Genomic DNA, 24,972 nt, shown 5'->3' with positions numbered 1-24,972 from the left:
GGCTCAGGCGGGGACCAGGCGGTCGTAGAGGGCGCCGAGGTCGGCGGCCACCCGGACGATGTCGTAGTGGCCGACCGCGGGGGGCCGGGGCAGCGGGTCGGTGCTGTGGTCGTTGAGGTGGCGCAGCTCGCCCAGCGCGGTGGCGTACGCGGCGGCGTCCGACGGGATCCGGCGGGCCTGCGGGGCGGCGCTGGGCGGCAGTTCGTCCAGGGCCGGACAGGCGCTGTGGCGGACCGGGAGGCCGGCCGCCAGCCCCTCCAGGACGCCGAGTCCGAAGGTCTCCTCGGTGGAGGGCGCGGCGAGCACGTCCAGAGCGGTGAGCAGGTCGGGGACGTCGTCACGCTCGCCGGTGAGCACCAGCCGGTCGCGGACGCCGAGTTCGGCGGCCCGGCGCTCCAGCGCGGCGCGTTCCGGACCCTCGCCGACCAGCACCAGGCGGGCCGCGCCGTCGAGTTCGGCGAGCGCCTCCAGCAGCACCGGGAAGCGCTTGCCGGGGACCAGGCGGCCGACTCCGCCGACCACCCAACTCCCGGGCGGCAGGCCGAGTTCGGCGCGCAGCCGGGCGCGGGTGGCAGCCCGGTCCGCATCCTGCCGGCGGTAGCGGTCGGCGTCGATGCCGTTGGGGATCAGCTCCACCCGGCCCGGCGGGACGCCCCAGCCGTGCAGGGTCTGGGCGACCTGCCGGGAGACCGCGACGGTGGTGGTGCCGAGCCGTTCGGCGGCCAGGTAGAGGCCCTTGACGCCGCGGGTGACCGGCCGGCCCTCGATCACCCCGGCGTGCAGCGAGTGTTCGGTGGCCACCACGGCCCGGACCCCGGCCAGCCTGGCGGCCAGCCGGCCGTACAGTCCGGCCCGGTAGAGGTGGGTGTGCACCACGTCGTAGCGGCCGGCCCGGATCAGGCGGGCCAGCCGGGGCAGCGCGCCGACGTCCCGGTTGCCGCGCATGCCGAGGTGGTGCACGGTGACGCCCTCGGCGCGCAGGGCGGCGGCGACCGTGCCGGGGTTGGTCAGCGCCAGGACCTCGCAGTGCTGGTGCGCGGGCAGGTACCGGAGCACCAGCTGGAGCTGGCGTTCGGCGCCGCCCGAGGCGAGGCCGGTGACGATGTGCAGCACCTTCATCGGGCGGCCCTGCCGTGGCCCGCCCGCTCTCCGCCGGGGCGCTCGGACCCGCGGGCGGCACCGTCCGCGGATCCGGCGGGCGGGAGGTGCGTCCGGGCCCCGCCGGGTTCGCCGGACCGCCGGACGGGTGCGCCCGGGTCGTTCCCGGGCCGCTGGTCGCCCTCGGCGGCGCGGACCTTCGGCTCGGGGCGGTCCGCACGGTCCGTACGGTCGGCCCGGACCGGGCGCTCGGCCTGGTCCGGACGCTCGGGGCGCTCGGGGCGCTCGGGGCGGGTGCGGGCGGCGAGACGGGTACGGCGCAGTTCGGTGACGGTGTCGCGGAGGCGGTGCCGGCCGCGCTTGGCGCGCAGCCGCCAGGCGCCGTCGCGGTCGCCGACGTAGCAGCGCGGCAACGCGTACCTGCCGGTGAGCGGGGAGTGCGCGATCGCGCAGGCGTAGTCGTAGCCGGCGTCCCGGACGGCGTGGGTGGCGGCCAGGTCGACGGCGCCGTACGGGTAGCAGAAGCCGGTGACCGGACCGCCGACCATCTCCTCCAGGGCCCGGCGGCTCTCCCGGGTCTGGTCGGCGAGCACGTCGGCGGGCAGGCCGGACAGCGCCCGGTGGCCGAGGCCGTGCGAACCGATCTCCCAGCCGGCCGCGGCGAGGTCGGTGACCTCCTGGACGGTGAGCAGCTTCTTGCGCGGGCCCTCGGTGTCCCAGTCGTTGGCCCGGCCCAGCAGGTCGGCGACCACGTAGGCGGTGGCGGTGAAGCCGTAGGCCTGAAGGATCGGCACGGCGTAGCGGCCGAAGTCGGCGTAGCCGTCGTCGAAGGTGAGGCCGACCAGCTTGTCGTCCCGGCCGGCGGCCCTGGCCCGCATCAGCTCGCGGACCGAGACGCCGCGCCGGCCGCACCGGTGCAGCCAGGCGATCTGTTCGGCGAACCGTTCGGGGCTGACGGTCAGCTGGTAGGGGTCCTCGTCCTCGACGGCCACCGAGTGGTACATCAGGATCCACGGCGAGGAGGGCTCCGGTGCGGGCGCCTCGGCGATCGGGCGGCGGCTCCTCGGCAGCTGTGCCGGTGGTCGGCGGGTGCCCGGCCGTGGTGCGTCGGGGCGCGGCGCGTCGGTGTGCGGGCCGACCGCGGCCGGCGCACCGGGTGCGGCGGGGCGGCGGACGCCCGACAGGACCGGCCGGACGAATCCCCGTTCAGCGTCCATGGGGAGGCTTCCCTTCATCGGCGACAGGTGACGGGCCCAGGGCCCGGGCTGCGGCGCGGACCGGTCCGCGCACCTCGCGGGCGCCGAGGACGGTGCCCAGGGCGGCGAAGACCAGCGCCACGGTGAGGCCCCCGCACAGGGTCGAGAGCAGGGGGTCGGCGGTGAGGCCGGCGACGGGGGTGCCGAGCGCGACGGCGCCGGCGGCGGAGGCCAGCAGCCGGGCGTGGCCGCCGAGGACGAGGCGCAGGCGCAGCGGGATGCCGCGCAGGACCAGGCCGTGCAGCAGGAGCGCCGCGGTGGCGGTGATGCCGACCGCGTTCCCGGCCGCCAGGCCCGGGGCACCGAACCGGGGGGTGGCGAGCAGACCGCCGACGACGGTGACGACCAGGCCGAACGCCATCGCGGCGGCCGGGTACCAGTCGAGCAGCCGGCGTCCGCCGTCGTCGGGGCTGGGGTCGCCGGCCCGGCGGACCACCGGGCGGAGCGAGAAGTAGGGGCGGATCATCACGCCGATCAGCGCCTGCGCGGGCAGGCCGAAGCTGTAGACGCGGATGACGGCGGCGGTGGCGGAGGTGTCCCGGGGGCCGAAGGCGCCGCGTTCGAAGAGCAGCGCGACCACCGACGGCGCGCAGGCGAGCAGGAAGGCGGTGCCGAGCAGGACGACGGCGGCGGCCTGGCCCAGGTCCTTCTCGACGCGGTCGCGGGCGGCGGTGAGGTCGCCGGCGGCGAGCGCCCGGGCGACCAGGGGGAAGGTGACGGTGCAGATCAGGATGCCGGCGGTCATGGCGAGCTGGGAGACCTTGGCGGCGTAGTTGAGGTGCGAGATAGTGCCGGCCGGCAGCTCGGAGCCGAGGAACCGCTCGATGAAGACCTGGGACTGGCGGGTCAGGGTGAAGGCGGCGACCGGCAGCAGGGCGAGCGGGATCAGCACGAGGGCCTTGCTGCGGGGGCGGCGGCCGCGGGCGGGGCGGGCGCCCGGTCCGGTGCGCAGCCCGTACAGGAAGGGGACGATCAGCAGGCCCGCCATCAGCAGGCTGCCGAGGGCTACGCCGAGGGCGGCGGAGCGGACGCCCCAGATCGCGTGGCAGCTGAGCAGGACGCCGAGGATGCCGACGTTGTAGGCGACGTAGATCCCGGCCGGGGCGGTGAAGCGGTGGTGGGCGCGCAGGGCCGCGGCGAGGTAGCCGGCCACGCCGAAGGGCAGCACGGTGATCGCGGTGATCCGGGTGCAGGTGACGGCGAGTCCGGGGTTGGCCAGGCCCGGGGCCAGCACGTCGACGAACCAGGGGGCGCCGAGGGCCGCGCCGAGGGAGAGCGTGGAGAGCGCGAGCAGCAGCCAGGGCAGGGTGGCGCGGACCAGTTGGCGGACCGGGTCGGGGCCGTCGGGGTTCTCCTCGCGGAGCACCAGCGCGAGGGCGAAGGCGGGCACCATGAGGAAGGACATGGCGTCCTCGATCAGCAGCGGTGCGGCGGTCTCGGGGACGGTCCAGGCGACCAGGAAGGCGTCGGTGCCCTGGTTGGCGCCGAAGTAGCGGGCCAGCAGGAGGTCGCGGAGCAGGCCGAGGGCGGAACCGGCGGCGCTGAGGACGGCGGTGACGCCGAAGGCCTTGGCGAGGAAGCCGCGCCGGGGGGCGGCTGCGGGGTCGGCGACGGCGGGGTCGGCGGGCGCGGACCGGGGGGCCGGCAGGGCCGGGGTGAGCGCGGTGGGCTGGTCGGTGCTCATCGGGCCGCCGCCTCCGGGCCCGCGCCGCGGGGGCCTCCGGCGACTCTGGCGGCTCGGGGGGCTCCGGCGCCGCGGGGGGCTCTGGCGGCTCGGGGGGCTCTGGCGGCTCGGGCGGCGAGGCCGAGGACCACGGAGGTCAGCACGGTGGTGGTGCCGCCGATGTCGGCGTAGAGGAAGTCGACCAGGACCCAGGTGAGCAGGGCGAGCGCCGCCAGACCCGGGCCGCGGGCGTGCCGGAGGCAGCCGAGGAGCAGGCCGAGGAAGAGCACGCCGTAGGCGACGATGCCGGTCAGCCCCTGCTCGCTGAGCACCAGGAAGTACATGTTGTGCGGGGAGAGCAGCGGTTCGCGCTGGAACCCGATGGTGGCGTCCGCGGCGTCGCTGCCGGAGGAGAGCCGCAACGGGGCGTGGCTGTCGCGCAGTTGCTGGAAGGCCTTGGGTCCGGCGCCGGAGAACGGGTGGTCCTGCCAGATCCGCCCTGCGGTGGCCCACAGGTCGTAGCGGTCGGAGACCGACTGGTCGGGGGCCTCGGAGACGGAGCCGATCGAGCTGATCCGGGCGGTGACACCGGAGCCGCCGAGGCCGAGGCCGCCGACCAGGACGACGGCGGCGGCCAGGCCGAGGACGGCGCTGCGCACGGCGAGCCGGGCGTCGGCGCGCAGCAGCAGGACGGCGGCGGCCGCGGCGGTGGCGATCCAGCTGCCGCGGCTGAAGGAGACGGCGAGCGGGAAGGTCAGGAAGGCGGCGGCCGTGAACAGCGCCCGCCGGAGCCGGGGGTCGCCGGCCGGGCCGCGTTCACCCAGGGCGAGGGCGAGGGCGGCGAGCAGGCCGTAGGCGACCACGGTGGACATCGCCATGATGTCCAGCGCCCCGAAGGTGCCGACGGCGCGGATCGGCCGGCCCGTGTAGGAGGCGCCCGTCCCGGTGAGGAACTGGTGGACGCCGACGACGCCCTGGACCAGCGCGGCGACCACGAAGGAGCCGAGGACGAGGCGCTGGTCGGTGCGGTCGCGCAGGGAGCAGAGCACGGCGGCGGGGACGAGCACGAAGACCTGGGTGAGCCGGACGAAGCCGGTGAGGCTGGTGGCCGGGTCGATCGAGCCCACGGTGGCGACGGCCGCGGCGGCGACCACGGCGCCGAACCGGACGGCGTCGGCGCGGCCGATCGCGGGCGTCCGGCCGCGCAGCAGGTTGACGGCGGTGAGGGCGACCAGTGCGAGCGAGGCGAGGTCCGCGGCGGTGACGTGGACGGCGGCGGCCACGTCCTTCTCCCCGGTGGGGACGCAGACCAGCAGCACGGTGGCGGCGGCGAGCAGGGCGGGGCGGTCCTGGAGGAGCACCCCCGCACGCCGTAAGAGGTGTGCGGGGCGGGGAGGTGTGGCAAGGGTCAGGGCCACGCTGGGTCAGCTCCCGTCCGGGTGGAGCATCAGGACCGCGGTGCGGCACAGGATCTTGACGTCCTGCCAGAGGCTCCAGCTCTCGATGTAGCGGTTGTCGAAGCGGGCCCGGTCCTCGATCGAGGTGTCCCCGCGCAGGCCGTTGACCTGGGCGAGGCCGGTGAGGCCGACCGGGACGCGGTGGCGGTCCGCGTACTCGGGGTAGGCCTGGCTGAACCGCATGACGAAGTAGGGGCGCTCGGGGCGCGGGCCGACCAGGCTCATGTCGCCGCGCAGGACGTTCCAGAGCTGCGGGAGCTCGTCCAGGGAGCTGCGGCGCATCAGGCGGCCGACGGCGCCCATCCGGTGGTCCTGGGAGATGTTCCAGCGGGTGGCGGACTCGTGCTCGTTGCTGGGCCGCAGGGTGCGGAACTTGAGGACGGTGAAGACCCGTCCGTCGAGGCCGGTGCGCTGCTGGCGGAAGAGCACGCCGGGGCCGGTGTCGAAGCGGACCGCGAGCGCGCAGAGGACGAGGACGGGGGCGAGCAGCAGCAGGCCGAGCCCGGCGGCGGTGACGTCCAGGGTGCGCTTGGCGGTCCAGCCGGGGCGGCGCATCGCCGCGCGCCCGACGCGCAGACAGGGGAAGCCCCAGAGGTGGTCGGCGCCGGCGAGCCGTCCGGCGCCGAGCGATCCGTACTCGCGCAGGGCGGGGACCAGCCAGACCTGGCAGCCGAGCCGGGCGGCGTCGCGCAGGGCGGCGGCGGTCTCGGCCTCGTCGGCGGCGCCGGCGGTGGCGACCACGTGGTGGACGCGGTGGCGCCGGATCTCGCGCTCCAGGACCTCACGACCGCCGAGGACGGGCAGGTCGGTGTCGCCGGCGAGCAGCGCCGGGTCGGCGTCGAGGAAGCCGACCGGGCGCATCCCGTACTCGCCGCGCTCGCTGAGGGCGGCGGCGACCCGCCGGCCGAGCCGGCCGGCGCCGAGCACCAGCACGGGGCTGGGGCGGCTGCGGCGGATCCGGCGGACCAGGTGGTAGAGCACCGCGCGGACGCAGACGGCGAGCAGCAGTTGGGTACCCAGCAGGACGGTCAGCCGGGCCGGGGTGGCGGGACCGGAGTCGGGCCAGTGGCCTTCGAGGCAGCCGGCCAGGGTGACGGCGAAGGCGGTGGCGACGACGGCCCGGACGGTCAGCGCGGGCAGCTCGTCGAGGACGGAGAGGGTGAGCCGGCTGCGGTACAGGCCGCCGGCCAGGTTGAGGAGCAGCAGCAGCGGCAGCAGGGCGGCCACGCCGAGCAGCGGCGCGACCCGGACGGCGGGGTCGAGGGCGCGGTTGGCGATCCCGGTGGCGGTGCACAGGGCGAAGGCGTCGACGACGACCAGGGCGACGGGCAGGGCGATCCGGGAGCGGACCGGGCGGCGGCGGCGCCTGGCCGCCGGGGCGCTGCGGGTCTGGGCGGTCCCTGCCGGGCGGTCGAGCAGCCCGGTGGCGGGCCTGCGCTGGCCGGACAGGGGCCGGCCGGGCCGTGGCACGCTGTCGTGGTCAATGGTCATCAGCGCACGAACTCCCCTGCTGTGTGCCCGGGGTGACGGCGGTCCGGCACCGGTTGGCCCGGGGCGGCCGTCCCGACCCGGTGGGCGCGGTCCTGACTGCACCTGCCACCGCTGGCGGCTTTCGGATTTCTCGCGAATTCCCGGCGTGAAATCGAAATGAAGCAGGCAAAATCAGACAATACCGAACGCCGACCGGAATGCTGGAAGTCGACTTGCCATTTCATTCCAGCCGCCCATTAATAGGTATTTCTGATTTCACGCCTCACCCACAACCGGCTGAGGGTGCGAATACGACAGCGCCGGACCGGCGGGCATTCACGGCATGTGAAACGATCAGATCCGCTGCGGGACACGGGCGCGGCGGCGCCCGGCCGCAGGACCGGCCCCCAGGAGATCCCGGTAGAGCGCGTCCACCTGTTCGACCACCGAGCGAACATCATGGCGAGCCGCCGCGTGCTCACGCAGGCGTGCGCCGCGTCGCTCGCACTCGATCGGATCGGACAATGCTTCGGCCATTCGGGTGGCGAGCGCGGCGGCGTCCTCCGGCGGTACCACGGCGGACTTCCGTTCGACCGGCGGCAGGCATTCACGGGCCCCCGGAACGTCGGTCAGCAGCACCGCACGGCCGGAGGCCATCGCCTCCAGCGGGGCGAGCGCCATGCCCTCCCAGCGCGAGGGCAGCACCACCAGGTCGGCCGCGGCGAGCCACGGCCGCGGATCCGCGACGTCCCCGACCAGCCGGACCCGGGCCGGCTCGGCCGACTCCCGGACGACCGCGGCCAGCCGGGCCTCCTCCGGCCCGCCGCCGACCAGCGCCAGCCGGGCCGACGGCACCCGGCGCTGCACCTCCGGCCAGGCGTCGAGCAGCACGTCCTGCCCCTTCTGGCGACAGAGCCGGCCCACGCAGACCGCGAGCGGGGCGTCCAGCTCCAGGCCGAGCATGACCCGGGCGGCCCGGCGCTCGGCCGGTGCGTAGTGGCGGACGTCGACACCGTTCGGCACCACCGCCCAGTCGGCGTGCAGGCCCGCCGCGACACCGTCGGCCCGCTCCTGGACCGAGACGCAGAGCAGCCGGTGCGCCCAGCGGGTCGCGTACCGCTCCCAGCGCAGGGTCGCGGCGGCCAGCGCGCCGTCCACGGCGGCGAACGACCAGGCGTGCGGCTGGAAGACGGTCGGCGCGGCGCCCCGGACCGCGAGCCGGCCGGCCAGCCCGGCCTTGGCGCTGTGCAGGTGGACCATGTCGGGCGCGGCCGCCCGGACGATCCGGCGCAGCCGCCACGCCTCGGCGGCGACGGCCGGGCCGGGCGAGCGCCGGGCCGGCCAGTCCAGGACCAGCGCGCCGACCGCGCCGGCCTCCTCGGCCAGCCGGCCGCCGCGCGGACAGGCGACCAGCACCCGGTGACCGGCCTCGCGCTGGCCCCGGACGAGGTCGACGACGACGCGGGCGACCCCGCCGTCGACGGGCTGCGAAATGTGAAGGATCGTCATATGCACGGCGGCGAGCCTAGGGTGGGCGCACCGTGCCGCGGGGCCGCCGTCACCCGCACGTGGCGGGCGTCCACCCGTACGGCTTTCCGCTCGTACGGGTGGACGGACCGGTCGAAATCCCGAGCGAGCCGAAGGACGGTTTCAGCAGGCCCGGGCCGTCGCGCCCGGGGCCGTCACGGCCCGGGGCGGGTCGTGACGGGCCGGACCGGGACCGGTCGTGAGGGGTCGGGTCGGCGTCAGCGGACCTCGGCGGCCAGGTTGGCCAGCACCTGGTCGTGGATCCGGTTCAGGCCCTTCGGGGCGAAGGTCCGCTCGAAGAAGCCGCCGATGCCGGTCGCGCCCCGCCAGGACGCCGTGACGGTGACCTTCGACCGGCCCTCGCCGACCGCCGAGACGGTCCAGGTGATCACCATGGTGGAGTTCGCGTCCCGCTCCACCAGCTGGTCCGGCTGCGGCGCCGAGACGGTGAACAGGCAGTCGCGGATCCGCTTCTCGGTGGCCTGCAGCTTCCAGTGCACCTGGGTGCCCGCGCCCGTGCCGCCGACCCGGACCTCGTACTCGCTGTACTGCTCGGGCAGCAGCTTGGGGCGGGTCACCTGGTAGTCGGCCAGCGCCTCGTACACCCGCTCGGGGGCCGCGTCGTAGACCCGCTCGGTGGTGGCCTGCACCTGTCCCATGGTCGTGCTCTCCTCGTCAGGTCGTCCGGTGTGGTGGAGTCGCCCGGCACGTGCCGCGGCCGTCCGGTCCGTGTGGTTCCCGGTGGCGCGCGATCGTCCGGGCCACCCGCAAGCCAATCACAGGAGCCCCGCCGCACCGGCCGCCGCCCTGGTCTCCGGGGACGGGCATTAGGGTGGCAGGTGTGCTCGATCAGGTGACAGCAGTGCGCTATGTCGACCCCCTGCGGGCCGGCGGTTCCGTCCCCGGTGTCGTGGAGACCGACGACCTGGGCACCTACGTGGTCAAGTTCTCCGGGGCCGCGCAGGGCCGCAAGGCGCTGGTGGCCGAGGTGATCGTCGGCGAGCTGGCCCGACGGCTCGGCCTGCCGGTGCCCGAGCTGCGACTCGTCGACTTCGACCCGGCGGTCGCCGACGGCGAACCGGACGCCGAGATCCAGGACATCCTGCGATCCAGTCGCGGGATCAACCTCGGCATGGACCTGCTGCCCGGCGCCCGCGACTTCAGGCCCGGCACGATCGACGTCGACCCGGTCCTGGCCGGGCGGGTCGTCTGGCTGGACGCGCTGACCGGCAACGTCGACCGGACCGTGCACAACCCCAACCTGATGGTCTGGCACGGCGCCCTCTGGTTGATCGACAACGGCGCCGCGCTGATCTTCCACCACCGCTGGTCCGCCGCCGCGTCCGCCGTCGGCAAGCGGTACGACCTGAGCGCGCACGCCCTCGGCGGGTACCGGCCGGACGTCCGGCTCGCCGACGAGGAGCTCGGGCCGCTGGTCACCGCCGGACTGCTGGCGGAGGTGCTGGCGCTCGTCCCGGACGAGTGGCTGGCCGGCGAGCCCGGCTTCGACTCGGTGGCGGAGCTGCGCGGCGCCTACGTCGCGCACCTGGCCGCCCGGGCCGCGCGCTCCGCGCAGTGGCTGCCGGAGGGGTTCGCCACGCCCGACCAGCTGCGCGAGACCGAGCAGCGGCGGGCCGCCCGGACCAGGGCCGGCCGGCCCGCCTGGCTCCAGGACGTCCCGGACCTGCACGGCAAGCCCTCGGTGGAGACCGCCTGGGAGCAGCACGTCGAGTGAGCGGCCCGTTGGCGCGCCGGGCCGGACGGCTCGGCACGCCGCCCGGGGGCGGAACGGGGGCGGACACGCGGAACGGGGGCGGGACTGGTGTCCCGCCCCCGTCGGGGGTTCAGCGGCCGATCAGCGGGTCAGCTGCTCAGCGCCACCACTGGACCGCCTTCTCGGCGTTGATGATGCCGGCGCCGTAGAAGCCGTTGTCGTCCACGCCGCCCTCACAGGTGGCGGCCCAGACGCCGGTGCCGCCCGGGTTGTACGGGCCCGACGGGCAGGCGTGCGACTCGGCCTGGTTGGTGATCAGCTCGGTGAGCTCCTCCGGGCTGGCCCACGGGAAGGTGCTCGCCAGCAGGGCGAGCACACCGGCGGCGTGCGGCGAGGCCATCGAGGTGCCCTGCATGTAGCCGTAGCCGCCACCCGGGATGGTGGACAGCACGCGGCCGTTCTTGTCCGGGGTGTCCGGGATCTGGTAGATCCGGTCGCCACCGGGGGCGGCGACGGTGACCTTGTTCTTGCCGTAGCTGGAGTAGTACGACTTGTCGCCCTTGACGCCCACCGAGGAGACCGTCACGACGCCGTCCAGCTCGGTCGGCAGGTTGAGGCAGTTCTGGTTGATCGGGCGCTCGGCCGGCGTGGTGTCGTCCGGGCTCGCGACGTCCTTGGTCTTGTGGGCGAGGTCGATGTTCTCGTTGCCCGCCGCGGCGACGTTGAGGACGCCCTTGCGCTGCGAGAACTCGACGGCGCGGCGGACGGCGGTGGTGATCGCCGCCTGGTCCGCGTCCTCCTGGCAGTTGAACATCCACGGGTCGACGAAGTAGCTGTTGTTCGTGACCTCGAACTTGTGCTCACCGGCCCAGACGAAGCCGCAGATGGCGTACTCCGGGTAGATGAAGCCGCCGTCGTCGACGACCTTGACCGCGGCCAGCTTGACGTTCGGGGCGATGCCCTCGATGCCCTTGCCGTTCTTGGCGGCGGCGATGGTGCCGGCCACGTGGGTGCCGTGGGCGCCGTCCACGCCGGGCTGCCAGGCGTCCCAGGCGGTGTTCGGCTTGCCGCCGTCGATGCAGGAGACCGACTTCGAGGCGTCGACGTTCGCGGCGAGGTCCTCGTGGGTGCCGTCGATGCCGGAGTCCAGGACGCCGACGGTGACGTTGCGGCTGCCCAGGGACAGCTTGTGGGCCTTGTCGACACCGATCTGACGCATGTCCCACTGGTTGGCCCAGTAGGGCTCCTCGCCGGCGGCGGGAGCGGCGGTCGGCGCGGCGGCGACCTCCGCGGTCCGGTCCTCGGAGGCCGTGATGCCCTTGGTGCGGCTGGCACCGACCGACTCGACGCCCTTGGCCTTGCGCAGCTTCGCGGCGAACTGGGTGTCGGTCGAGCGGGCGATCACCACGCCGATCTGCTCGTAGGAGTACACGACGGAGCCGCCGAGGGTCTTGACCGCGGTCTCGACCTTCTGCACCTGGCCGTGGTTGGCCTTGGTGTTGACGACGTAGCTGAGCAGCGGACCGGTCGTCGACTCCGCACCGGCGGCGAAGGCGGTGCCGGCCGGCAGCGCGAGGGCGCCGGCGGTGGCGAGGACGACGCCCACCGCCGCGAACCGGGTCCGGCTGATCCGAGGAACACTCATAGGGGTTGGCCCTCCCGAGTCGTCATGCAACTGCGGTTGGCAGGTGCACTGGAATGATCGGGACGCTAGTGAACATGTGTCGTAATCCGCAAGGGGTAGTCATCTAATCGACACCGTTCGGTCACTTGCGAAGGTTGCGGCTCCGGGGCGAGCGACACCTCGTCAATCCATACGGTGAATAACCGGCCTTCGTGCCCGCACCGGATCCGTGTGACGAAGGATTCTGTTCGAACAACCGTCACGGGCCGCCGCGGACTGGCATGATCCATCGGGTCCTGATCGACACCACGGGAGGGCTCGGCACAGCCATGTCCGTCGACCCCCCGGGCGGCGGGCGCGGTCACCCCTGCCCCGGGCTCCGCCCGTCCGGGACCGGCGCGACGGACCTCACGCCCCGCCGGCCGTTCAGAGCGCGTACAGCCGTCGGGCGTTGCCGGCGGCCACCCGGCGGGTGAGGCGCTCGGCGTCGGCCGCGGTGCAGGCGCCGTCGGCCCGCCAGCCGTCCAGCAGGGTGCCCAGGCCGTGCCGGAACTGGGCCGCGCCGACCAGGTACAGCTCCGGCAGGCCGTAGGCGTCGGTGGAGAACAGCAGCTTGCCGAACGGCGCCAGCTCCAGCATCTCCCCGAGCACCGTCGCCACCCGGGGGCCGACGTAGGAGGCGGTCAGCCCGAGGTCGGTGTGGACGAGCGGGAAGACGTGCGCCAGCCACGCGGCCTGCCGGTGGTACGGGTAGCCGTGCAGCAGGACCAGCGGGACACCCGTCGGCTCGGCGGCCCGGACGAAGCCCGCCAGCAGCGACGGGTCGGCCCGGTGCAGGGTGAGGTCCGGATCACCGAAGCCGGTGTGGAGCTGGAGCGGCAGGCCGAGGTCGGCGCAGACGTCCACCGCCGTCCAGAGCAGGTGGTGCAGCAGCACCCGGTCGGTCAGCCGGCCGCCCCCGGCCCGCAGCCACTCCCCCGCGGCCGCCGCCACCTCGGCCGAACCGGGGCGTTCGGCGGGCACCTCCAGGCCGGTCCGGTAGGCCAGCACGGACTTCACGGCGACCGCGCCGGACGCCGCCGCGGCCAGCGCCTCGCGCACCGCCCGCGCCCAGCCACCCGCCGGGCCCGCGACGGCCTCGGCGATCCGCTCCAGCCGGACCACCTCACGGACCCGGACGCCGGCCGCCTCGGCGAACGCGTCGAGCGGCAGCAGGGAACGGCCTGCGGCGGCGGTCAGCCCGGTGTCGACCAGGCAGGTCTCCAGCCCGGCCGCCGCCAGCAGCCGGCGTGTCGCCTCCGGCGCGCCCAGCTCCCGCCGGCGGGCCAGGTACTCCTCGGCCGGGGCGTGCGCGGGCAGCCCGAGCGCGGGCGGACACCAGCGGCGGACGGCGAGGCCGAGCGCGCTGTCGAACGGCGAGGTGCCGGGCGCGGGCGGGCGGTCGGACTCGGTGAGCAGCCCCGCCAAGTCCTCGTCGGCGAGCTCGGCCGTCAGCACGCTGTGGCAGTGGTGGTCGACCAGCGCGGGGACGTCCGGCGGGGGCACCGTCAGTACCGCCAGCGGGTCGCCGCCACCAGCTGCTCGGGGGTGGCGCCCGCGTACTGCTCGCTCTCGGCCAGACGGACCGCCAGCACCGCCTCGTACAGCGGCTCGCCGAGAGCCTCCCGGAGCACCGCCGACCGCCGGTAGGCGGCGAGCGCCTCGGCCGGTCCGGCGGGGAGCCTGGGGACCGTGCCGGGCTCGGCCTGCGCCGGGTCACCGGTGACCTCCGGCGGCAGCGTGAGCCCCCGGTCGAGGCCGGCGAGGCCCGCGGCGAGCACCCCGCCGAGCGCCAGGTAGGGGTTGGCGGTGGCGTCGAAGCACTTGATCTCGGCGTTGGCCGCGGTGGAGCGCTCGCCGGTGGAACCGGTCACCAGCCGGAGCGCCGCCTCCCGGTTCTCCAGGCCCCAGCACCGGTAGGCACCGGCCCAGTGCGAGGGGACCAGCCGCAGGTAGCCGGCCGGGCTGGAGGAGCCGAGCACCAGCAGCTCGGGCAGCGCGCCGAGCACCCCGGCGAGGAAGCCCTCGGCCTCGGCGGTCAGCCCGTGCGGGCCGGACCCGCCGCGGGCGAGGTTGCGGCCGTCCCGCCAGAGGCTGAGGTGGAGGTGGCCGCCGTTGCCGACCGAGCCGGCCTCGACCACCGGGGCGAAGGAGACCCGCAGTCCGTGCCGGGCCGAGACGGCGCGGACGGTCTGCCGGACCAGGACCGAGGTGTCGGCGGCCTCGACCGGGCCCTCGGGGGCGACCGAGACCTCGAACTGGCCGGCCGCGTACTCGGGGTGGATCTGGAGCACGGTCAGCCCCTGCTCGGCGAGGGCGCGGAGCAGCTCGCGCAGGTACCCGGAGAGGTCGGTGAGCCGCTGCAGGCCGTACGCGGCGCCGGCCGTCGGGTACCGGGGCTCCTCCTCCGGCGGGCCGGCCAGCGCGACGACCCACTCGATCTCGATCCCGGCCTTCAGGCCCAGGCCGCGCTCGGCCGCCGCCGCGACCGCCCGGCGGGCGAAGAGCCGCTGACAGCCGGGGTGCGGGGCGCCGCCCTGGGTGTACCGGTCACCCGGTGCCCAGGCCCAGCCGGGCTGGGCGGCGAGCGGGACGAGCCGGTCGACGTCGGGGTAGAGCCGCAGGTCACCGGTGGGGCCGCCGGTCAGCGGGCTGGAGACGATGGTGTCGTCGGCCAGGAAGACGTCGAAGCAGGGCGCCGTGCCGACGCCCCACTGCGCGGCGTGCACCAGGCCGGTCAACGGCACGGCCTTGACCCGCGCGATGCCGGCGTTGTCCACCCAGGTGACGGCCACCGCGTCGACCTCGGCGGCCCGCAGCCGCTCGACCGCGGCCCGGGCGCGCTCCCCGCGCTCCGCCCGGTCGGCCCTCGGCGGCAGCGCGACGCCGGCCGGCCGGCCGGCGTCCTCGGCGGCGGGCTCCTGCTCGGCGGCGGGCTCGCCACGACCCGCGGTCACGGTTCCGGTGCTCATGCCCCCATGCTGCCCGGCCGCACCACCTCGCGTAATTCCCCTATCGGGTGGTCCGAACGGACGTCCGTCCCCTCCGTCACCCGTTCCGGCGACGCGGTCCCGGCGGCGAAATACCGGCTCCCACCCCCTTCCTACCGGCGAGTAGCTCGGCTACAGTGTCGGCACGCATCACCGCCGGGCTTCGGGAGCCGCACCGGCGGGGGCGTCGACCGGCGCGCGGGACCGCGCGGACCGGACGGCACCGGAACGGTGTGTTCACCCACCGGCCGTTTTCGCGGATCGCGGACGAAGGCCGGGGTTTCCCTCCTTTTCTCTTCTCTGCTTCAGAGTCGCTTCCTTCACGCCGAGCGCCTGAGTACCACGGCACACCCGCAGCACCGCCGGAGCGGACCGGCGGCTGCGCGGTGGCCGCAACCGTCATCTCCCCAGCCCCCGCGCGCGGACCCCCCTCCGTCGGCGCGTCCGCCGGAGCGCGCGCGGGCTTCCCATGACAAGGAGTCAGGACAGATGGAGCGTCCCTTTCCCACGGTCGCCGTGGTCGGCCTCGGCACGATGGGTGCCGGCGTCGCGGTCGCCGTCGCCAGGAGCGGCCGCCGGGTGATCGGCATCGAAGCCGACGAGGAGCAGGCCGCCCGGGCACTGGCCCGGATCCAGGAGGCCACGGCGTACGCGGTGACCCGCGAGCGGCTCACCCCCGAGGAGCGCACCGCGCTGCTCGACCTGATCTCGGTGGGCCACGCGCTGGAGGCCGCCGCCGACGCCGACCTGGTCGTCGAGGAGGTGCCCGAGCAACTGGAGCTGAAGCGGGAGCTCTTCGCCGAGCTGGACCGGATCTGCCCGCCGGGGACGGTGCTGGCCACCGGGACCACCGCGCTCTCGGTGACCCGGATCGCCGCCGCCACGGCCCGCCCGGAGCGGGTGCTCGGCCTGCACTTCTTCAACCCGGTGCACACCATGAAGCTGGTCGAGGTGGTCCGCACCGTGCTCACCTCCCCGCAGGTGGCCGAGGACGCCGCCGGGTTCGCCCGGGACCTCGGCAAGGAGCCGGTGGCCGCCGGCGACCGGGCCGGCTTCGTGGTCAACGGCCTGCTCTTCGCGTACCTGAACCAGGCCGCCGCGATGTACGAGTCCAAGTACGCCACCCGGGAGGACATCGACGCCGCGATGCGGCTCGGCTGCGGCCTGCCGATGGGCCCGCTGGCGCTGCTCGACCTGATCGGCGTGGACACCGCCCGGACCGTCCTGGAGGCCATGTACGAGCAGTCCCGGGACCGGCTGCACGCCCCCGCGCCGATCCTCGGCCAGCTGGTCTCGGCGGGCCTGCTGGGCCGCAAGAGCGGCCGCGGCTTCTACACCTACGCGGCGCCCGGCTCCTCCAGGCCGGTCGACGCGGCCGACGGTCCGGCGCTGCCGAAGGTGCCGGGCCGGACGGTCCGCACGGTCGGCGTCTGCGGTTCGGGGACGATGGCCACCGGCATCGCCGAGGTGTTCGCCAAGGCGGGCCGCCCGGTGCTGCTGGCCGCCCGCAGCCAGGAGAAGGCGGACCAGGCCAAGGCGCAGCTGGCGCGGTCGCTGGAGCGTTCGGTGACCCGGGGCCGGCTGAGCGCCGAGCAGCGGGACGCGGCGCTCGCGCTGGTCACGCCGGTCGGGCAGTACGGCGAGCTGGCCGAGGTGGACCTGGTGGTCGAGGCGGTGGCCGAGGACCTGGCGGTCAAGCGCGAGCTGTTCGCCACCCTGGACAAGATCGTCAAGCCGGGTGCGGTGCTCGCCACCACCACCTCCTCGCTGCCGGTGATCAGCTGCGCCTCGGCCACCTCCCGGCCGCAGGACGTGATCGGGATGCACTTCTTCAACCCGGCGCCGGCCATGAAGCTGGTCGAGGTGGTGTCCACGGTGCTGACCGCGCCGGACGTCACCGCGACCGTGCTGGAGCTGTGCGCCGAGGTGCGCAAGCACCCGGTGGAGTGCGGGGACCGGGCCGGGTTCATCGTGAACGCGCTGCTCTTCCCCTACCTGAACGACGCGGTGCGGATGCTGCAGGAGCACTACGCGACGGTGGACGACATCGACACCGCGATGAAGCTGGGCTGCGGCTACCCGATGGGCCCGTTCGAGCTGCTGGACGTGGTCGGCCTGGACGTCTCGCTGACCATCGAGCAGGTCCTGCACCAGGAGTTCCGCGAGCCGGGCCTGGCGGCGGCTCCGCTGCTGGAGCACCTGGTGGCGGCCGGCTGTCTGGGCCGCAAGACCGGCCGCGGCTTCCGCGACCACGCACGCCGGTGACCGCACAACCGTCCTACGGGCAGCCCGGACAGCCCGGGCACCCGCCGCCCGGACCGGACCGGTCCGCCTGGGGGCAGGGGGCCGTCTCCGGCCGCTGGCCCAGACCGGCCGTGACCGGCCCGGTCGCCCCCGTGCGCCGGGGAAGGCCCCCTGCCCCGGCCCCCGGGACGTGTAGCGTTCCGGCCATGGATCGGGTTCAGGCAGTCTCCCCGCAGCAGTCCGTCCTCCCGCGCGACGCCCGGGCGGCCGGCCCGGTGGGGCAGGAAGGGGGCCCGGGCAGCCGCCGGGCGGCGGCGCAGCGGCAGCAGATGCGCCAGGACCTGGCCACCGCCGCCATGGAGCTGTTCGCCTCGCAGGGCTACGAGGAGACCACCGTCGACCAGATCGCGGCGGCGGCCGGGGTGGCCCGGCGGACCTTCTTCCGCTACTTCCGGTCCAAGGAGGAGGCGATCTTCCCGGACCACGACGACACCCTGGTCCGGGTGGCCGACCTGCTGGCCAGCGCCGAGCCCGAGGAGCACCCGCTGGACGTGGTCTGCCGGGGCATCAAGGAGGTGCTGCGGATGTACGCCTCCACCCCCGCGGTCTCGGTGGCCCGGTACCAGTTGATCCGTCAGGTGCCCGCGCTGCGCGAGCGGGAGATCGCGGTGGTGGCGCGGTACGAGCGGCTGTTCACCCGGTACCTGCTGGGTCGGTTCGACCCCGGCGAGGAGATCCCGGCGGGCTGGCAGCGCGGCGGCGAGGACGACTCGATGCTGGCCGAGGTGTCGGCGGCGGCCGTCGTCGCGGCCCACAACCACGTGTTGCGGCGCTGGCTGAGGGCCGGCGGCCGGGGCGACGTGGAGGCGCAGCTGGACCACTCGTTCGAGGTGACCCGGCGGACCTTCTGGGCATCCAACGCGCCGGGCGCGCGCCGGCGCGGGGCCCTGGTGGCACCCGGTGCCAGCGGGGTGGGGTCGGAGGCGGCCGTCGCCAGCGCACTGAGTGCCAGCCCCGGCGGTGAGGTCCTCATCACAGTGGCCCGCACCGACGCCCCGCTGGAGGTGGTGGTGGACTCGATCAGAGCCGCCCTGGAAGGCGCCCGGCGGGCCTGAGGCCGATAGTTTTCGCAGGTCAACGAGGTAATTGAGGGCCCGTACCGACATGTCGGTACGGGCCCTCCCCCATGCCCGCCGAGTGACACGTGAACGCCGGTGCGGCGCGCCGGAAATTCGTGACACCCGGTGTCTTTACGCGTGGCACAGGGTGCCACTACCTTGTTACCAACCAGTCGCGGCGCCGCGGCTCCCCACCTCGGCGCGCCGTCGTACCGGCGTTCCCACACCCCGGGAACGACGCCCTGAAGGCCAGGCCCGCAGGCCGGCCCGCCAGCCACGTTCCACCCACCACCCAACCCAGCGAAGCCGGTGTCCGCGCCCGGCTCCCCCAGACGCCCTGTGCCCTCACACAGGTACGCCTTCGGAGGCAGCCATGAAGGAAATCCTCGACGCGATCCTCAGCCCCGACAGCACCCCGGCGGACTTCGCCGCCCTGGCGCTGCCGGAGTCCTACCGAGCGGTGACGCTCCACAAGGACGAGGAGCAGATGTTCGCGGGCCTCGACAGCCGCGACAAGGACCCTCGCACGTCACTCCACCTCGACGACGTCGCGCTGCCCGAGCTGGGCCCGGGCGAGGCCCTGGTCGCCGTCATGGCGAGCGCCGTGAACTACAACACGGTGTGGAGCTCGATCTTCGAGCCGGTCTCCACCTTCGGCTTCCTGGAGCGCTACGGCCGGCTCTCGCCGCTCACCAAGCGCCACGACCTGCCGTACCACGTGCTCGGTTCGGACCTCGCCGGGGTGGTGCTGCGCACCGGTGCCGGGGTCAACGCCTGGAAGCCCGGCGACGAGGTCGTCGCGCACTGCCTCTCGGTCGAGCTGGAGTCCTCCGACGGCCACAACGACACGATGATGGACCCGGAGCAGCGGATCTGGGGCTTCGAGACCAACTTCGGCGGCCTGGCCCAGCTGGCGCTGGTGAAGACCAACCAGCTGATGCCCAAGCCGGCCCACCTGACCTGGGAGGAGGCCGCCTCCCCCGGCCTGGTCAACTCCACCGCCTACCGCCAGCTGGTCTCGCGGAACGGCGCGGGCATGAAGCAGGGCGACAACGTGCTGATCTGGGGCGCCAGCGGCGGCCTCGGCTCGTACGCCACCCAGTACGCCCTGGCCGGCGGCGCCACCCCGATCTGCGTGGTCTCCAGCGACCAGAAGGCCGAGATCTGCCGGGCGATGGGCGCCGAGGCGATCATCGACCGCTCCGCCGAGGGCTACCGGTTCTGGAAGGACGAGCAGACCCAGGACCCGCGCGAGTGGAAGCGCCTGGGCGGGCGGATCCGCGAGCTGACCGGCGGCGAGGACGTCGACATCGTCTTCGAGCACCCGGGCCGCGAGACCTTCGGCGCCTCGGTGTACGTCACCCGCAAGGGCGGCACCATCGTCACCTGCGCCTCCACCTCCGGCTTCATGCACCAGTACGACAACCGCTACCTGTGGATGTCGCTCAAGCGGATCGTCGGCTCGCACTTCGCCAACTACCGGGAGGCCTGGGAGGCCAACCGCCTGGTGGCCAAGGGCAAGATCCACCCGACGGTCTCCAAGGTGTACTCGCTCGACCAGACCGGCCAGGCCGCGCTGGACGTCCACCAGAACAAGCACCAGGGCAAGGTCGGCGTGCTCTGCCTGGCCCCGCAGGAGGGCCTGGGCGTGCGCGACGCCGAACTGCGCGAGAAGCACCTGCCGGCCATCAACCGCTTCAGGAACGTCTGATGACTGCCCGGGCGGGCGGGCCAGCGGGCGGGCCGGAGGGCGCGCCGACGGCGGCGGCGGGCGGGCGCGTGCCGCGCGACCGGCCGTGGCTGATGCGCACGTACGCCGGCCACTCGACCGCGAGCGACTCCAACGCGCTCTACCGGAAGAACCTCGCCAAGGGGCAGACCGGCCTCTCCGTCGCCTTCGACCTGCCGACCCAGACCGGCTACGACTCCGACCACATCCTCGCCCGCGGCGAGGTCGGCCGGGTCGGCGTGCCGGTGGGTCACGTCGGCGACATGCGGGCCCTGTTCGACGGGATCCCGCTCGAACAGACCAACACCTCGATGACGATCAACGCCACCGCGATGTGGCTGTTGGCGCTCTACCAGGTGGTCGCCGAGGAGCAGGGCGCCGACATCGCCAAGCTCACCGGCACCACCCAGAACGACATCGTCAAGGAGTACCTGTCGCGCGGGACGCACGTCTTCCCGCCCGGGCCGTCGGTGCGCCTGATCACCGACATGATCGCCTACACCGTCGGGAACATCCCGAAGTGGAACCCGATCAACATCTGCAGCTACCACCTCCAGGAGGCCGGGGCCACCCCCGTCCAGGAGATCGCCTACGCGATGTGCACGGCGATCGAGGTGCTGGACGCCGTCCGCGACTCCGGCCAGGTGCCGGCCGAGCGGATGGGCGAGGTGGTCGCCCGGATCTCCTTCTTCGTGAACGCCGGCGTGCGGTTCGTCGAGGAGATGTGCAAGATGCGCGCCTTCGGCCGGCTCTGGGAGAAGGTCACCCGGGAGCGGTACGGCATCGAGGACGCCAAGCAGCGTCGGTTCCGCTACGGCGTCCAGGTCAACTCGCTCGGCCTGACCGAGGCCCAGCCGGAGAACAACGTCCAGCGGATCGTGCTGGAGATGCTCGCCGTCACGCTCTCCAAGGACGCCCGCGCCCGCGCCGTCCAGCTGCCCGCCTGGAACGAGGCGCTCGGCCTGCCCCGCCCCTGGGACCAGCAGTGGTCGCTGCGGATCCAGCAGGTGCTCGCCTACGAGTCCGACCTGCTGGAGTACGGGGACATCTTCAACGGCTCCGAGGTGATCGAGGCCAAGACCGCCGACCTGCTGGCCGGCGCCGAGGCCGAGATCGCCAAGGTGCTGGAGATGGGCGGGGTCATCCCGGCCGTCGAGTCCGGCTACCTCAAGTCCAACCTGGTCGCCTCGCACGCCGCCCGCCGGGCCCGGATCGAGTCCGGCGAGGACCGGATCATCGGGGTGAACTGCTTCGACACGACCGAGGAGAGCCCGCTCACGGCCGACCTCGACACCGCGATCATGGTCGTCGACCCGGCCTCCGAGCAGTCCGTGCTCAACGCCCTGGAGGCCTGGCGCGGGCAGCGCGACGAGCCCGCGGCACTGCGGGCCCTGGAGGACCTCAAGACCGTCGCCGCCACCGGCGACAACCTGATGCCGGCCACCCTGGTCTGTGCCCGCGCCGGGGTCACCACCGGCGAGTGGGCGTTCGCCCTGCGCGAGGTCTTCGGCGAGTACCGCGCCCCCACCGGCGTCGGCGGCGCGCCGGTCGCGGTGACCGCCGAACCCGGCGGCGAACTGGCCGCGGTCCGGGAGGCGGTCGCCGCGACCGCCGCCGAGCTGGGCGCCGGAAAGCTGCGCCTGCTGGTCGGCAAGCCCGGCCTGGACGGGCACTCCAACGGCGCCGAGCAGATCGCCGTCCGGGCCCGCGACGCCGGGTTCGAGGTGGTCTACCAGGGCATCCGGCTCACCCCGGAGCAGATCGTCTCGGCGGCCGTCGCCGAGGACGTGCACTGCGTGGGCCTGTCGATCCTCTCCGGTGCCCATTCCGAGCTGGTGCCCGACGTCCTGCACCGGCTCCGCCGGGCCGGGGTGGAGGATGTCCCGGTGATCGTGGGTGGCATCATCCCGGCAGCGGACGGCGAGGCCCTCAAGGCCGCCGGCATCGCCGCCGTGTTCACCCCGAAGGACTTCGGCATCACGACCATCATCGGCCGGATCGTGGACGAGATCCGGCTGGCCAACAGGCTCCAGCCCTGGACGTCCTGCACCGCCGCGTCCAGCAGCTGACCCCGGAAGGAACCGACCACCCCTCATGAGCACTCCCGCCGCCCCCCACCGTCTGCGCCCCCGCCGCTCCTGCCTGGCCGTGCCCGGCTCCAACCCGCGGTTCCTGGAGAAGGCCCAGGGCCTCGACGCCGACCAGGTCTTCCTCGACCTGGAGGACGCCTGCGCCCCGCTGGTCAAGGAGAGCGCCCGGCACACCATCGTCGACGCCCTGAACAACGGCGACTGGGGCACGAAGACCAAGGTCGTCCGGGTCAACGACTGGACCACCCACTGGACCTACCGCGACGTGATCACCGTGGTCGAGGGCGCCGGCCCCAACCTCGACTGCATCATGCTGCCGAAGGTCCAGGACGCCGAGCAGGTCAGGGCGCTCGACCTGCTGCTCACCCAGATCGAGAAGACCATGGGCTTCGAGGTCGGCAGGATCGGCATCGAGGCGCAGATCGAGAACGCCAAGGGCCTGATCAACGTCGACGCGATCGCCGAGTCCTCGCCCCGGCTGGAGACCATCATCTTCGGCCCGGCCGACTTCATGGCCTCGATCAACATGAAGTCCCTGGTGGTCGGCGAGCAGCCGCCCGGCTACCCGGCCGACGCCTACCACTACATCCTGATGCGCATCCTGATGGCCGCACGCGCCAACGACCTCCAGGCGATCGACGGCCCGTACCTCCAGATCCGCAACCAGGAGGGCTACCGCGAGGTGGCCGGCCGCGCCGCCGCCCTCGGCTTCGACGGCAAGTGGGTGCTCCACCCGGACCAGGTCGCCGCCGCCAACGAGCTCTTCTCGCCCTCCCAGGAGGACTACGACCACGCCGAGCTGATCCTCGACGCCTACGACTGGTGCACCTCCGAGGCGGGCGGCGCCAAGGGTTCGGCGATGCTCGGCGACGAGATGATCGACGAGGCCAGCCGCAAGATGGCGCTGGTCATCGCCGGCAAGGGCCGGGCCGCGGGCTTCCGCCGCACCTCCAAGTTCGAGCCCCCGCAGGCCTGAGACCGGTAAGGAACCATCGATCATGCAGTTCGGACGCACCTACGAGGAGTTCGAGGTCGGCGCGGTCTACAAGCACTGGCCCGGCAAGACGGTCACCGAGTACGACGACCACCTCTTCTGCCTCCTCACCATGAACCACCACCCGCTCCACCTGGACGCCCACTACGCCGAGCACACCACCGACTTCGGCCGGAACGTCGTGGTGGGCAACTACGTCTACTCGCTGCTGCTCGGCATGTCCGTCCCGGACGTCTCCGGCAAGGCGATCGCCAACCTGGAGATCGAGTCGCTGCGGCACGTCGCGCCGACCTTCCACGGCGACACGATCTACGGCGAGACCACCGTGCTCGACAAGTGGCCGTCCAAGTCCAAGGACGACCGCGGCATCGTGTACGTCGAGACCAAGGGCTACAAGCAGGACGGCACGGTCGTCTGCCTCTTCCGCCGCAAGGTGATGGTCCCGACCGCGACCTACACCACCGCGCGCGGCGGGGAGCAGCCCGGCCGCCCCACCCCGTCGGCCTGAGCACGGCCCGCCCAAGGACCCCGGACGGGCCGGCCGCCGTCATCGGCCGTGGCCCCACCCGGTACACGGGGGCTCCGCGGAAGTCACGCCCGCGGAGCCCCCGTACCCCCACCCTCTTCTTCTTCAGGCATGACAGGAGCCGCACGATGGGACGCCTCGCACAGACCGACGGCCTCACCGAGATCCAGCGGGACATCCTCGCCACCGTGCGCGAGTTCGTCGACAAGGAGATCATCCCGGTCGCGACCGAGCTGGAGCACAAGGACGAGTACCCGACCGCGATCGTCGAGGGCATGAAGCAGCTCGGGCTCTTCGGCCTGACCATCCCCGAGGAGTACGGCGGCCTCGGGGAGTCGCTGCTCACCTACGCCCTGGTGGTCGAGGAGATCGCCCGCGGCTGGATGTCGGTGTCCGGCATCGTCAACACGCACTTCATCGTGGCGCACATGATCAACGCGCACGGCACCCAGGAGCAGAAGGACTACTTCCTGCCGAAGATGGCGGCCGGCGAGATCCGCGGCGCCTTCTCGATGTCCGAGCCGGGCCTCGGCTCCGACGTCGCCGCGATCTCCACCAAGGGCGTCCGGGACGGCGACTTCTACGTCCTCAACGGCCAGAAGATGTGGCTGACCAACGGCGGCACGTCCACCCTGGTCGCGGTGCTCTGCAAGACCGACGAGGGCGGCTCCACCCCGTACCGGAACATGACCACCTTCCTGATCGAGAAGACGGCGGGATTCGGCCCGAACCCGACCGTCCCCGGCCTCACGGTGCCCGGGAAGATCGAGAAGATGGGCTACAAGGGCGTCGACACCACCGAGCTGGTCCTCCAGGACGTCCGGATCCCGGCCGACCGGGTCCTCGGCGGCGTCCCGGGCAAGGGCTTCTACCAGATGATGGACGGCGTCGAGGTCGGCCGGGTCAACGTGGCCGCGCGCGGCTGCGGCGTCGCGCGGCGCGCCTTCGAGCTGGGCATCGCCTACGCCCAGCAGCGGAGCACCTTCGGCAAGAAGATCGCCGAGCACCAGGCGATCCAGTTCAAGCTCGCCGAGATGGCCACCAAGGTCGAGGCCGCGCACCAGATGATGGTGATGGCCGCCCGCAAGAAGGACGGCGGCGAGCGGAACGACCTGGAGGCCGGCATGGCCAAGTACCTCGCCTCCGAGTACTGCAAGGAGGTCGTCGAGGACTCCTTCCGCATCCACGGCGGCTACGGCTTCTCCAAGGAGTACGAGATCGAGCGGCTCTACCGGGAGGCCCCGATGCTGCTGATCGGTGAAGGTACTGCGGAGATCCAGAAGATGATCGTCGGGCGCCGGCTGCTGGAGGAGTACCGCATCGCGGAGTGAACCCGACCCGTTCCGTCGTACCCGACCCGTGCCGCGTGACCTGCGGCACGCCGGGCGGACGGTCCGAGGACGGCCGGTCGACGGGCGTGCGGGCCCGTCCCG

At 73.8% G+C, this 24,972-nt stretch carries 18 protein-coding genes; 8 read left to right on the top strand and 10 right to left on the bottom strand.

The window, feature by feature from the left end; genetic code table 11:
• Positions 1 to 3: 3 nt before the first annotated feature.
• The 7 genes from ACFWIC_RS22140 to ACFWIC_RS22110 form a co-directional block, all read right to left on the bottom strand.
• Positions 4 to 1,119, bottom strand: coding sequence for a glycosyltransferase (locus ACFWIC_RS22140; RefSeq protein ID WP_329883417.1), 1,116 nt, complete (start codon positions 1,117 to 1,119; stop codon positions 4 to 6).
• On the bottom strand, positions 1,116 to 2,315 hold the full coding sequence (locus ACFWIC_RS22135) for a polysaccharide deacetylase family protein (protein WP_380519833.1): 1,200 nt from the start codon (positions 2,313 to 2,315) through the stop codon (positions 1,116 to 1,118). Before ACFWIC_RS22135 ends, ACFWIC_RS22140 begins: the two co-directional genes overlap by 4 nt.
• Positions 2,305 to 4,038 (bottom strand): lipid II flippase MurJ, encoded by a 1,734-nt coding sequence (gene murJ / locus ACFWIC_RS22130; RefSeq protein ID WP_329883415.1) that lies wholly within the window; start codon positions 4,036 to 4,038, stop codon positions 2,305 to 2,307. Before murJ ends, ACFWIC_RS22135 begins: the two co-directional genes overlap by 11 nt.
• Complete coding sequence (locus ACFWIC_RS22125; RefSeq protein WP_380519832.1) at positions 4,035 to 5,378, bottom strand: O-antigen ligase family protein; 1,344 nt, start codon at positions 5,376 to 5,378, stop codon at positions 4,035 to 4,037. The genes murJ and ACFWIC_RS22125 overlap by 4 nt, the downstream gene beginning before the upstream one ends.
• Positions 5,379 to 5,441: 63 nt before the next feature.
• A complete protein-coding gene (locus tag ACFWIC_RS22120; protein ID WP_329949578.1) occupies positions 5,442 to 6,965 on the bottom strand; it encodes a sugar transferase in 1,524 nt (507 codons plus the stop codon).
• Between the two features lie 333 nt (positions 6,966 to 7,298).
• The gene (locus ACFWIC_RS22115; protein ID WP_380519831.1) at positions 7,299 to 8,453 is read right to left on the bottom strand and encodes a glycosyltransferase; all 1,155 of its coding nucleotides are present in this window, start codon (positions 8,451 to 8,453) and stop codon (positions 7,299 to 7,301) included.
• Positions 8,454 to 8,689: 236 nt separating this feature from the next.
• Positions 8,690 to 9,130 carry an SRPBCC family protein gene (locus ACFWIC_RS22110; RefSeq protein WP_329883411.1) on the bottom strand — a complete coding sequence of 147 codons (441 nt, stop codon included), beginning with the start codon at positions 9,128 to 9,130 and terminating at the stop codon, positions 8,690 to 8,692.
• 182 nt (positions 9,131 to 9,312) lie between these two features.
• Between ACFWIC_RS22110 and ACFWIC_RS22105 the strand changes: the two genes are divergently transcribed.
• The gene (locus ACFWIC_RS22105) at positions 9,313 to 10,206 is read left to right on the top strand and encodes a HipA family kinase (protein WP_380353856.1); all 894 of its coding nucleotides are present in this window, start codon (positions 9,313 to 9,315) and stop codon (positions 10,204 to 10,206) included.
• A 136-nt stretch (positions 10,207 to 10,342) separates the two neighbouring features.
• Here ACFWIC_RS22105 and ACFWIC_RS22100 read toward each other — a convergent pair whose 3' ends face one another.
• The 3 genes from ACFWIC_RS22100 to ACFWIC_RS22090 all read right to left on the bottom strand — a co-directional run bounded on the left by ACFWIC_RS22100 (position 10,343) and on the right by ACFWIC_RS22090 (position 14,820).
• Positions 10,343 to 11,830 carry a S8 family serine peptidase gene (locus ACFWIC_RS22100; RefSeq protein WP_329883409.1) on the bottom strand — a complete coding sequence of 496 codons (1,488 nt, stop codon included), beginning with the start codon at positions 11,828 to 11,830 and terminating at the stop codon, positions 10,343 to 10,345.
• A 405-nt stretch (positions 11,831 to 12,235) separates the two neighbouring features.
• Positions 12,236 to 13,354 (bottom strand): amidohydrolase family protein, encoded by a 1,119-nt coding sequence (locus tag ACFWIC_RS22095; protein WP_380519830.1) that lies wholly within the window; start codon positions 13,352 to 13,354, stop codon positions 12,236 to 12,238.
• A 2-nt stretch (positions 13,355 to 13,356) separates the two neighbouring features.
• A complete protein-coding gene (locus ACFWIC_RS22090; RefSeq protein ID WP_380353863.1) occupies positions 13,357 to 14,820 on the bottom strand; it encodes a glutamine synthetase in 1,464 nt (487 codons plus the stop codon).
• Positions 14,821 to 15,327: 507 nt separating this feature from the next.
• Here ACFWIC_RS22090 and ACFWIC_RS22085 point away from each other — a divergent pair.
• The 7 genes from ACFWIC_RS22085 (at position 15,328) to ACFWIC_RS22055 (ending at position 24,870) form a co-directional block, all read left to right on the top strand.
• The gene (locus ACFWIC_RS22085) at positions 15,328 to 17,103 is read left to right on the top strand and encodes a 3-hydroxyacyl-CoA dehydrogenase family protein (protein WP_380353866.1); all 1,776 of its coding nucleotides are present in this window, start codon (positions 15,328 to 15,330) and stop codon (positions 17,101 to 17,103) included.
• Positions 17,104 to 17,288: 185 nt separating this feature from the next.
• On the top strand, positions 17,289 to 18,197 hold the full coding sequence (locus ACFWIC_RS22080; RefSeq protein ID WP_329949573.1) for a TetR family transcriptional regulator: 909 nt from the start codon (positions 17,289 to 17,291) through the stop codon (positions 18,195 to 18,197).
• Positions 18,198 to 18,573: 376 nt separating this feature from the next.
• Positions 18,574 to 19,911 (top strand): crotonyl-CoA carboxylase/reductase, encoded by a 1,338-nt coding sequence (ccrA, locus tag ACFWIC_RS22075; protein WP_329949572.1) that lies wholly within the window; start codon positions 18,574 to 18,576, stop codon positions 19,909 to 19,911.
• A complete protein-coding gene (locus ACFWIC_RS22070; RefSeq protein ID WP_380519829.1) occupies positions 19,911 to 21,998 on the top strand; it encodes a protein meaA in 2,088 nt (695 codons plus the stop codon). The genes ccrA and ACFWIC_RS22070 overlap by 1 nt, the downstream gene beginning before the upstream one ends.
• Positions 21,999 to 22,023: 25 nt before the next feature.
• Positions 22,024 to 22,995 carry a CoA ester lyase gene (locus tag ACFWIC_RS22065; protein ID WP_329949570.1) on the top strand — a complete coding sequence of 324 codons (972 nt, stop codon included), beginning with the start codon at positions 22,024 to 22,026 and terminating at the stop codon, positions 22,993 to 22,995.
• Between the two features lie 22 nt (positions 22,996 to 23,017).
• Positions 23,018 to 23,521, top strand: coding sequence for a MaoC family dehydratase (locus ACFWIC_RS22060; protein ID WP_329883401.1), 504 nt, complete (start codon positions 23,018 to 23,020; stop codon positions 23,519 to 23,521).
• Positions 23,522 to 23,667: 146 nt separating this feature from the next.
• Positions 23,668 to 24,870 (top strand): acyl-CoA dehydrogenase family protein, encoded by a 1,203-nt coding sequence (locus tag ACFWIC_RS22055; RefSeq protein ID WP_329883400.1) that lies wholly within the window; start codon positions 23,668 to 23,670, stop codon positions 24,868 to 24,870.
• The last annotated feature ends 102 nt before the right edge of the window (positions 24,871 to 24,972 follow it).

The sequence above is a fragment of the Kitasatospora sp. NPDC127035 genome, assembly GCF_042726075.1.
Classification (GTDB): domain Bacteria; phylum Actinomycetota; class Actinomycetes; order Streptomycetales; family Streptomycetaceae; genus Kitasatospora.
The sequence above is the reverse complement of the archived record's forward strand: the minus strand, read 5'-3'. Positions and strand labels throughout refer to the sequence as shown.

Bases quoted from the DNA above. Each gene is read 5' to 3' on its own strand.
- ACFWIC_RS22120 (WP_329949578.1), bottom strand. From the start codon at position 6,965: ATGACCATTGACCACGACAGCGTGCCACGGCCCGGCCGGCCCCTGTCC.
- ACFWIC_RS22110 (WP_329883411.1), bottom strand. From the start codon at position 9,130: ATGGGACAGGTGCAGGCCACCACCGAGCGGGTCTACGACGCGGCCCCC.
- ACFWIC_RS22060 (WP_329883401.1), top strand. From the start codon at position 23,018: ATGCAGTTCGGACGCACCTACGAGGAGTTCGAGGTCGGCGCGGTCTAC.
- ACFWIC_RS22080 (WP_329949573.1), top strand. From the start codon at position 17,289: ATGGATCGGGTTCAGGCAGTCTCCCCGCAGCAGTCCGTCCTCCCGCGC.
- ACFWIC_RS22115 (WP_380519831.1), bottom strand. From the start codon at position 8,453: ATGACGATCCTTCACATTTCGCAGCCCGTCGACGGCGGGGTCGCCCGC.
- ACFWIC_RS22090 (WP_380353863.1), bottom strand. From the start codon at position 14,820: ATGAGCACCGGAACCGTGACCGCGGGTCGTGGCGAGCCCGCCGCCGAG.
- ccrA (WP_329949572.1), top strand. From the start codon at position 18,574: ATGAAGGAAATCCTCGACGCGATCCTCAGCCCCGACAGCACCCCGGCG.
- ACFWIC_RS22100 (WP_329883409.1), bottom strand. From the start codon at position 11,830: ATGAGTGTTCCTCGGATCAGCCGGACCCGGTTCGCGGCGGTGGGCGTC.
- ACFWIC_RS22065 (WP_329949570.1), top strand. From the start codon at position 22,024: ATGAGCACTCCCGCCGCCCCCCACCGTCTGCGCCCCCGCCGCTCCTGC.
- ACFWIC_RS22140 (WP_329883417.1), bottom strand. From the start codon at position 1,119: ATGAAGGTGCTGCACATCGTCACCGGCCTCGCCTCGGGCGGCGCCGAA.
- ACFWIC_RS22055 (WP_329883400.1), top strand. From the start codon at position 23,668: ATGGGACGCCTCGCACAGACCGACGGCCTCACCGAGATCCAGCGGGAC.
- ACFWIC_RS22085 (WP_380353866.1), top strand. From the start codon at position 15,328: ATGGAGCGTCCCTTTCCCACGGTCGCCGTGGTCGGCCTCGGCACGATG.
- ACFWIC_RS22135 (WP_380519833.1), bottom strand. From the start codon at position 2,315: ATGGACGCTGAACGGGGATTCGTCCGGCCGGTCCTGTCGGGCGTCCGC.
- ACFWIC_RS22070 (WP_380519829.1), top strand. From the start codon at position 19,911: ATGACTGCCCGGGCGGGCGGGCCAGCGGGCGGGCCGGAGGGCGCGCCG.
- murJ (WP_329883415.1), bottom strand. From the start codon at position 4,038: ATGAGCACCGACCAGCCCACCGCGCTCACCCCGGCCCTGCCGGCCCCC.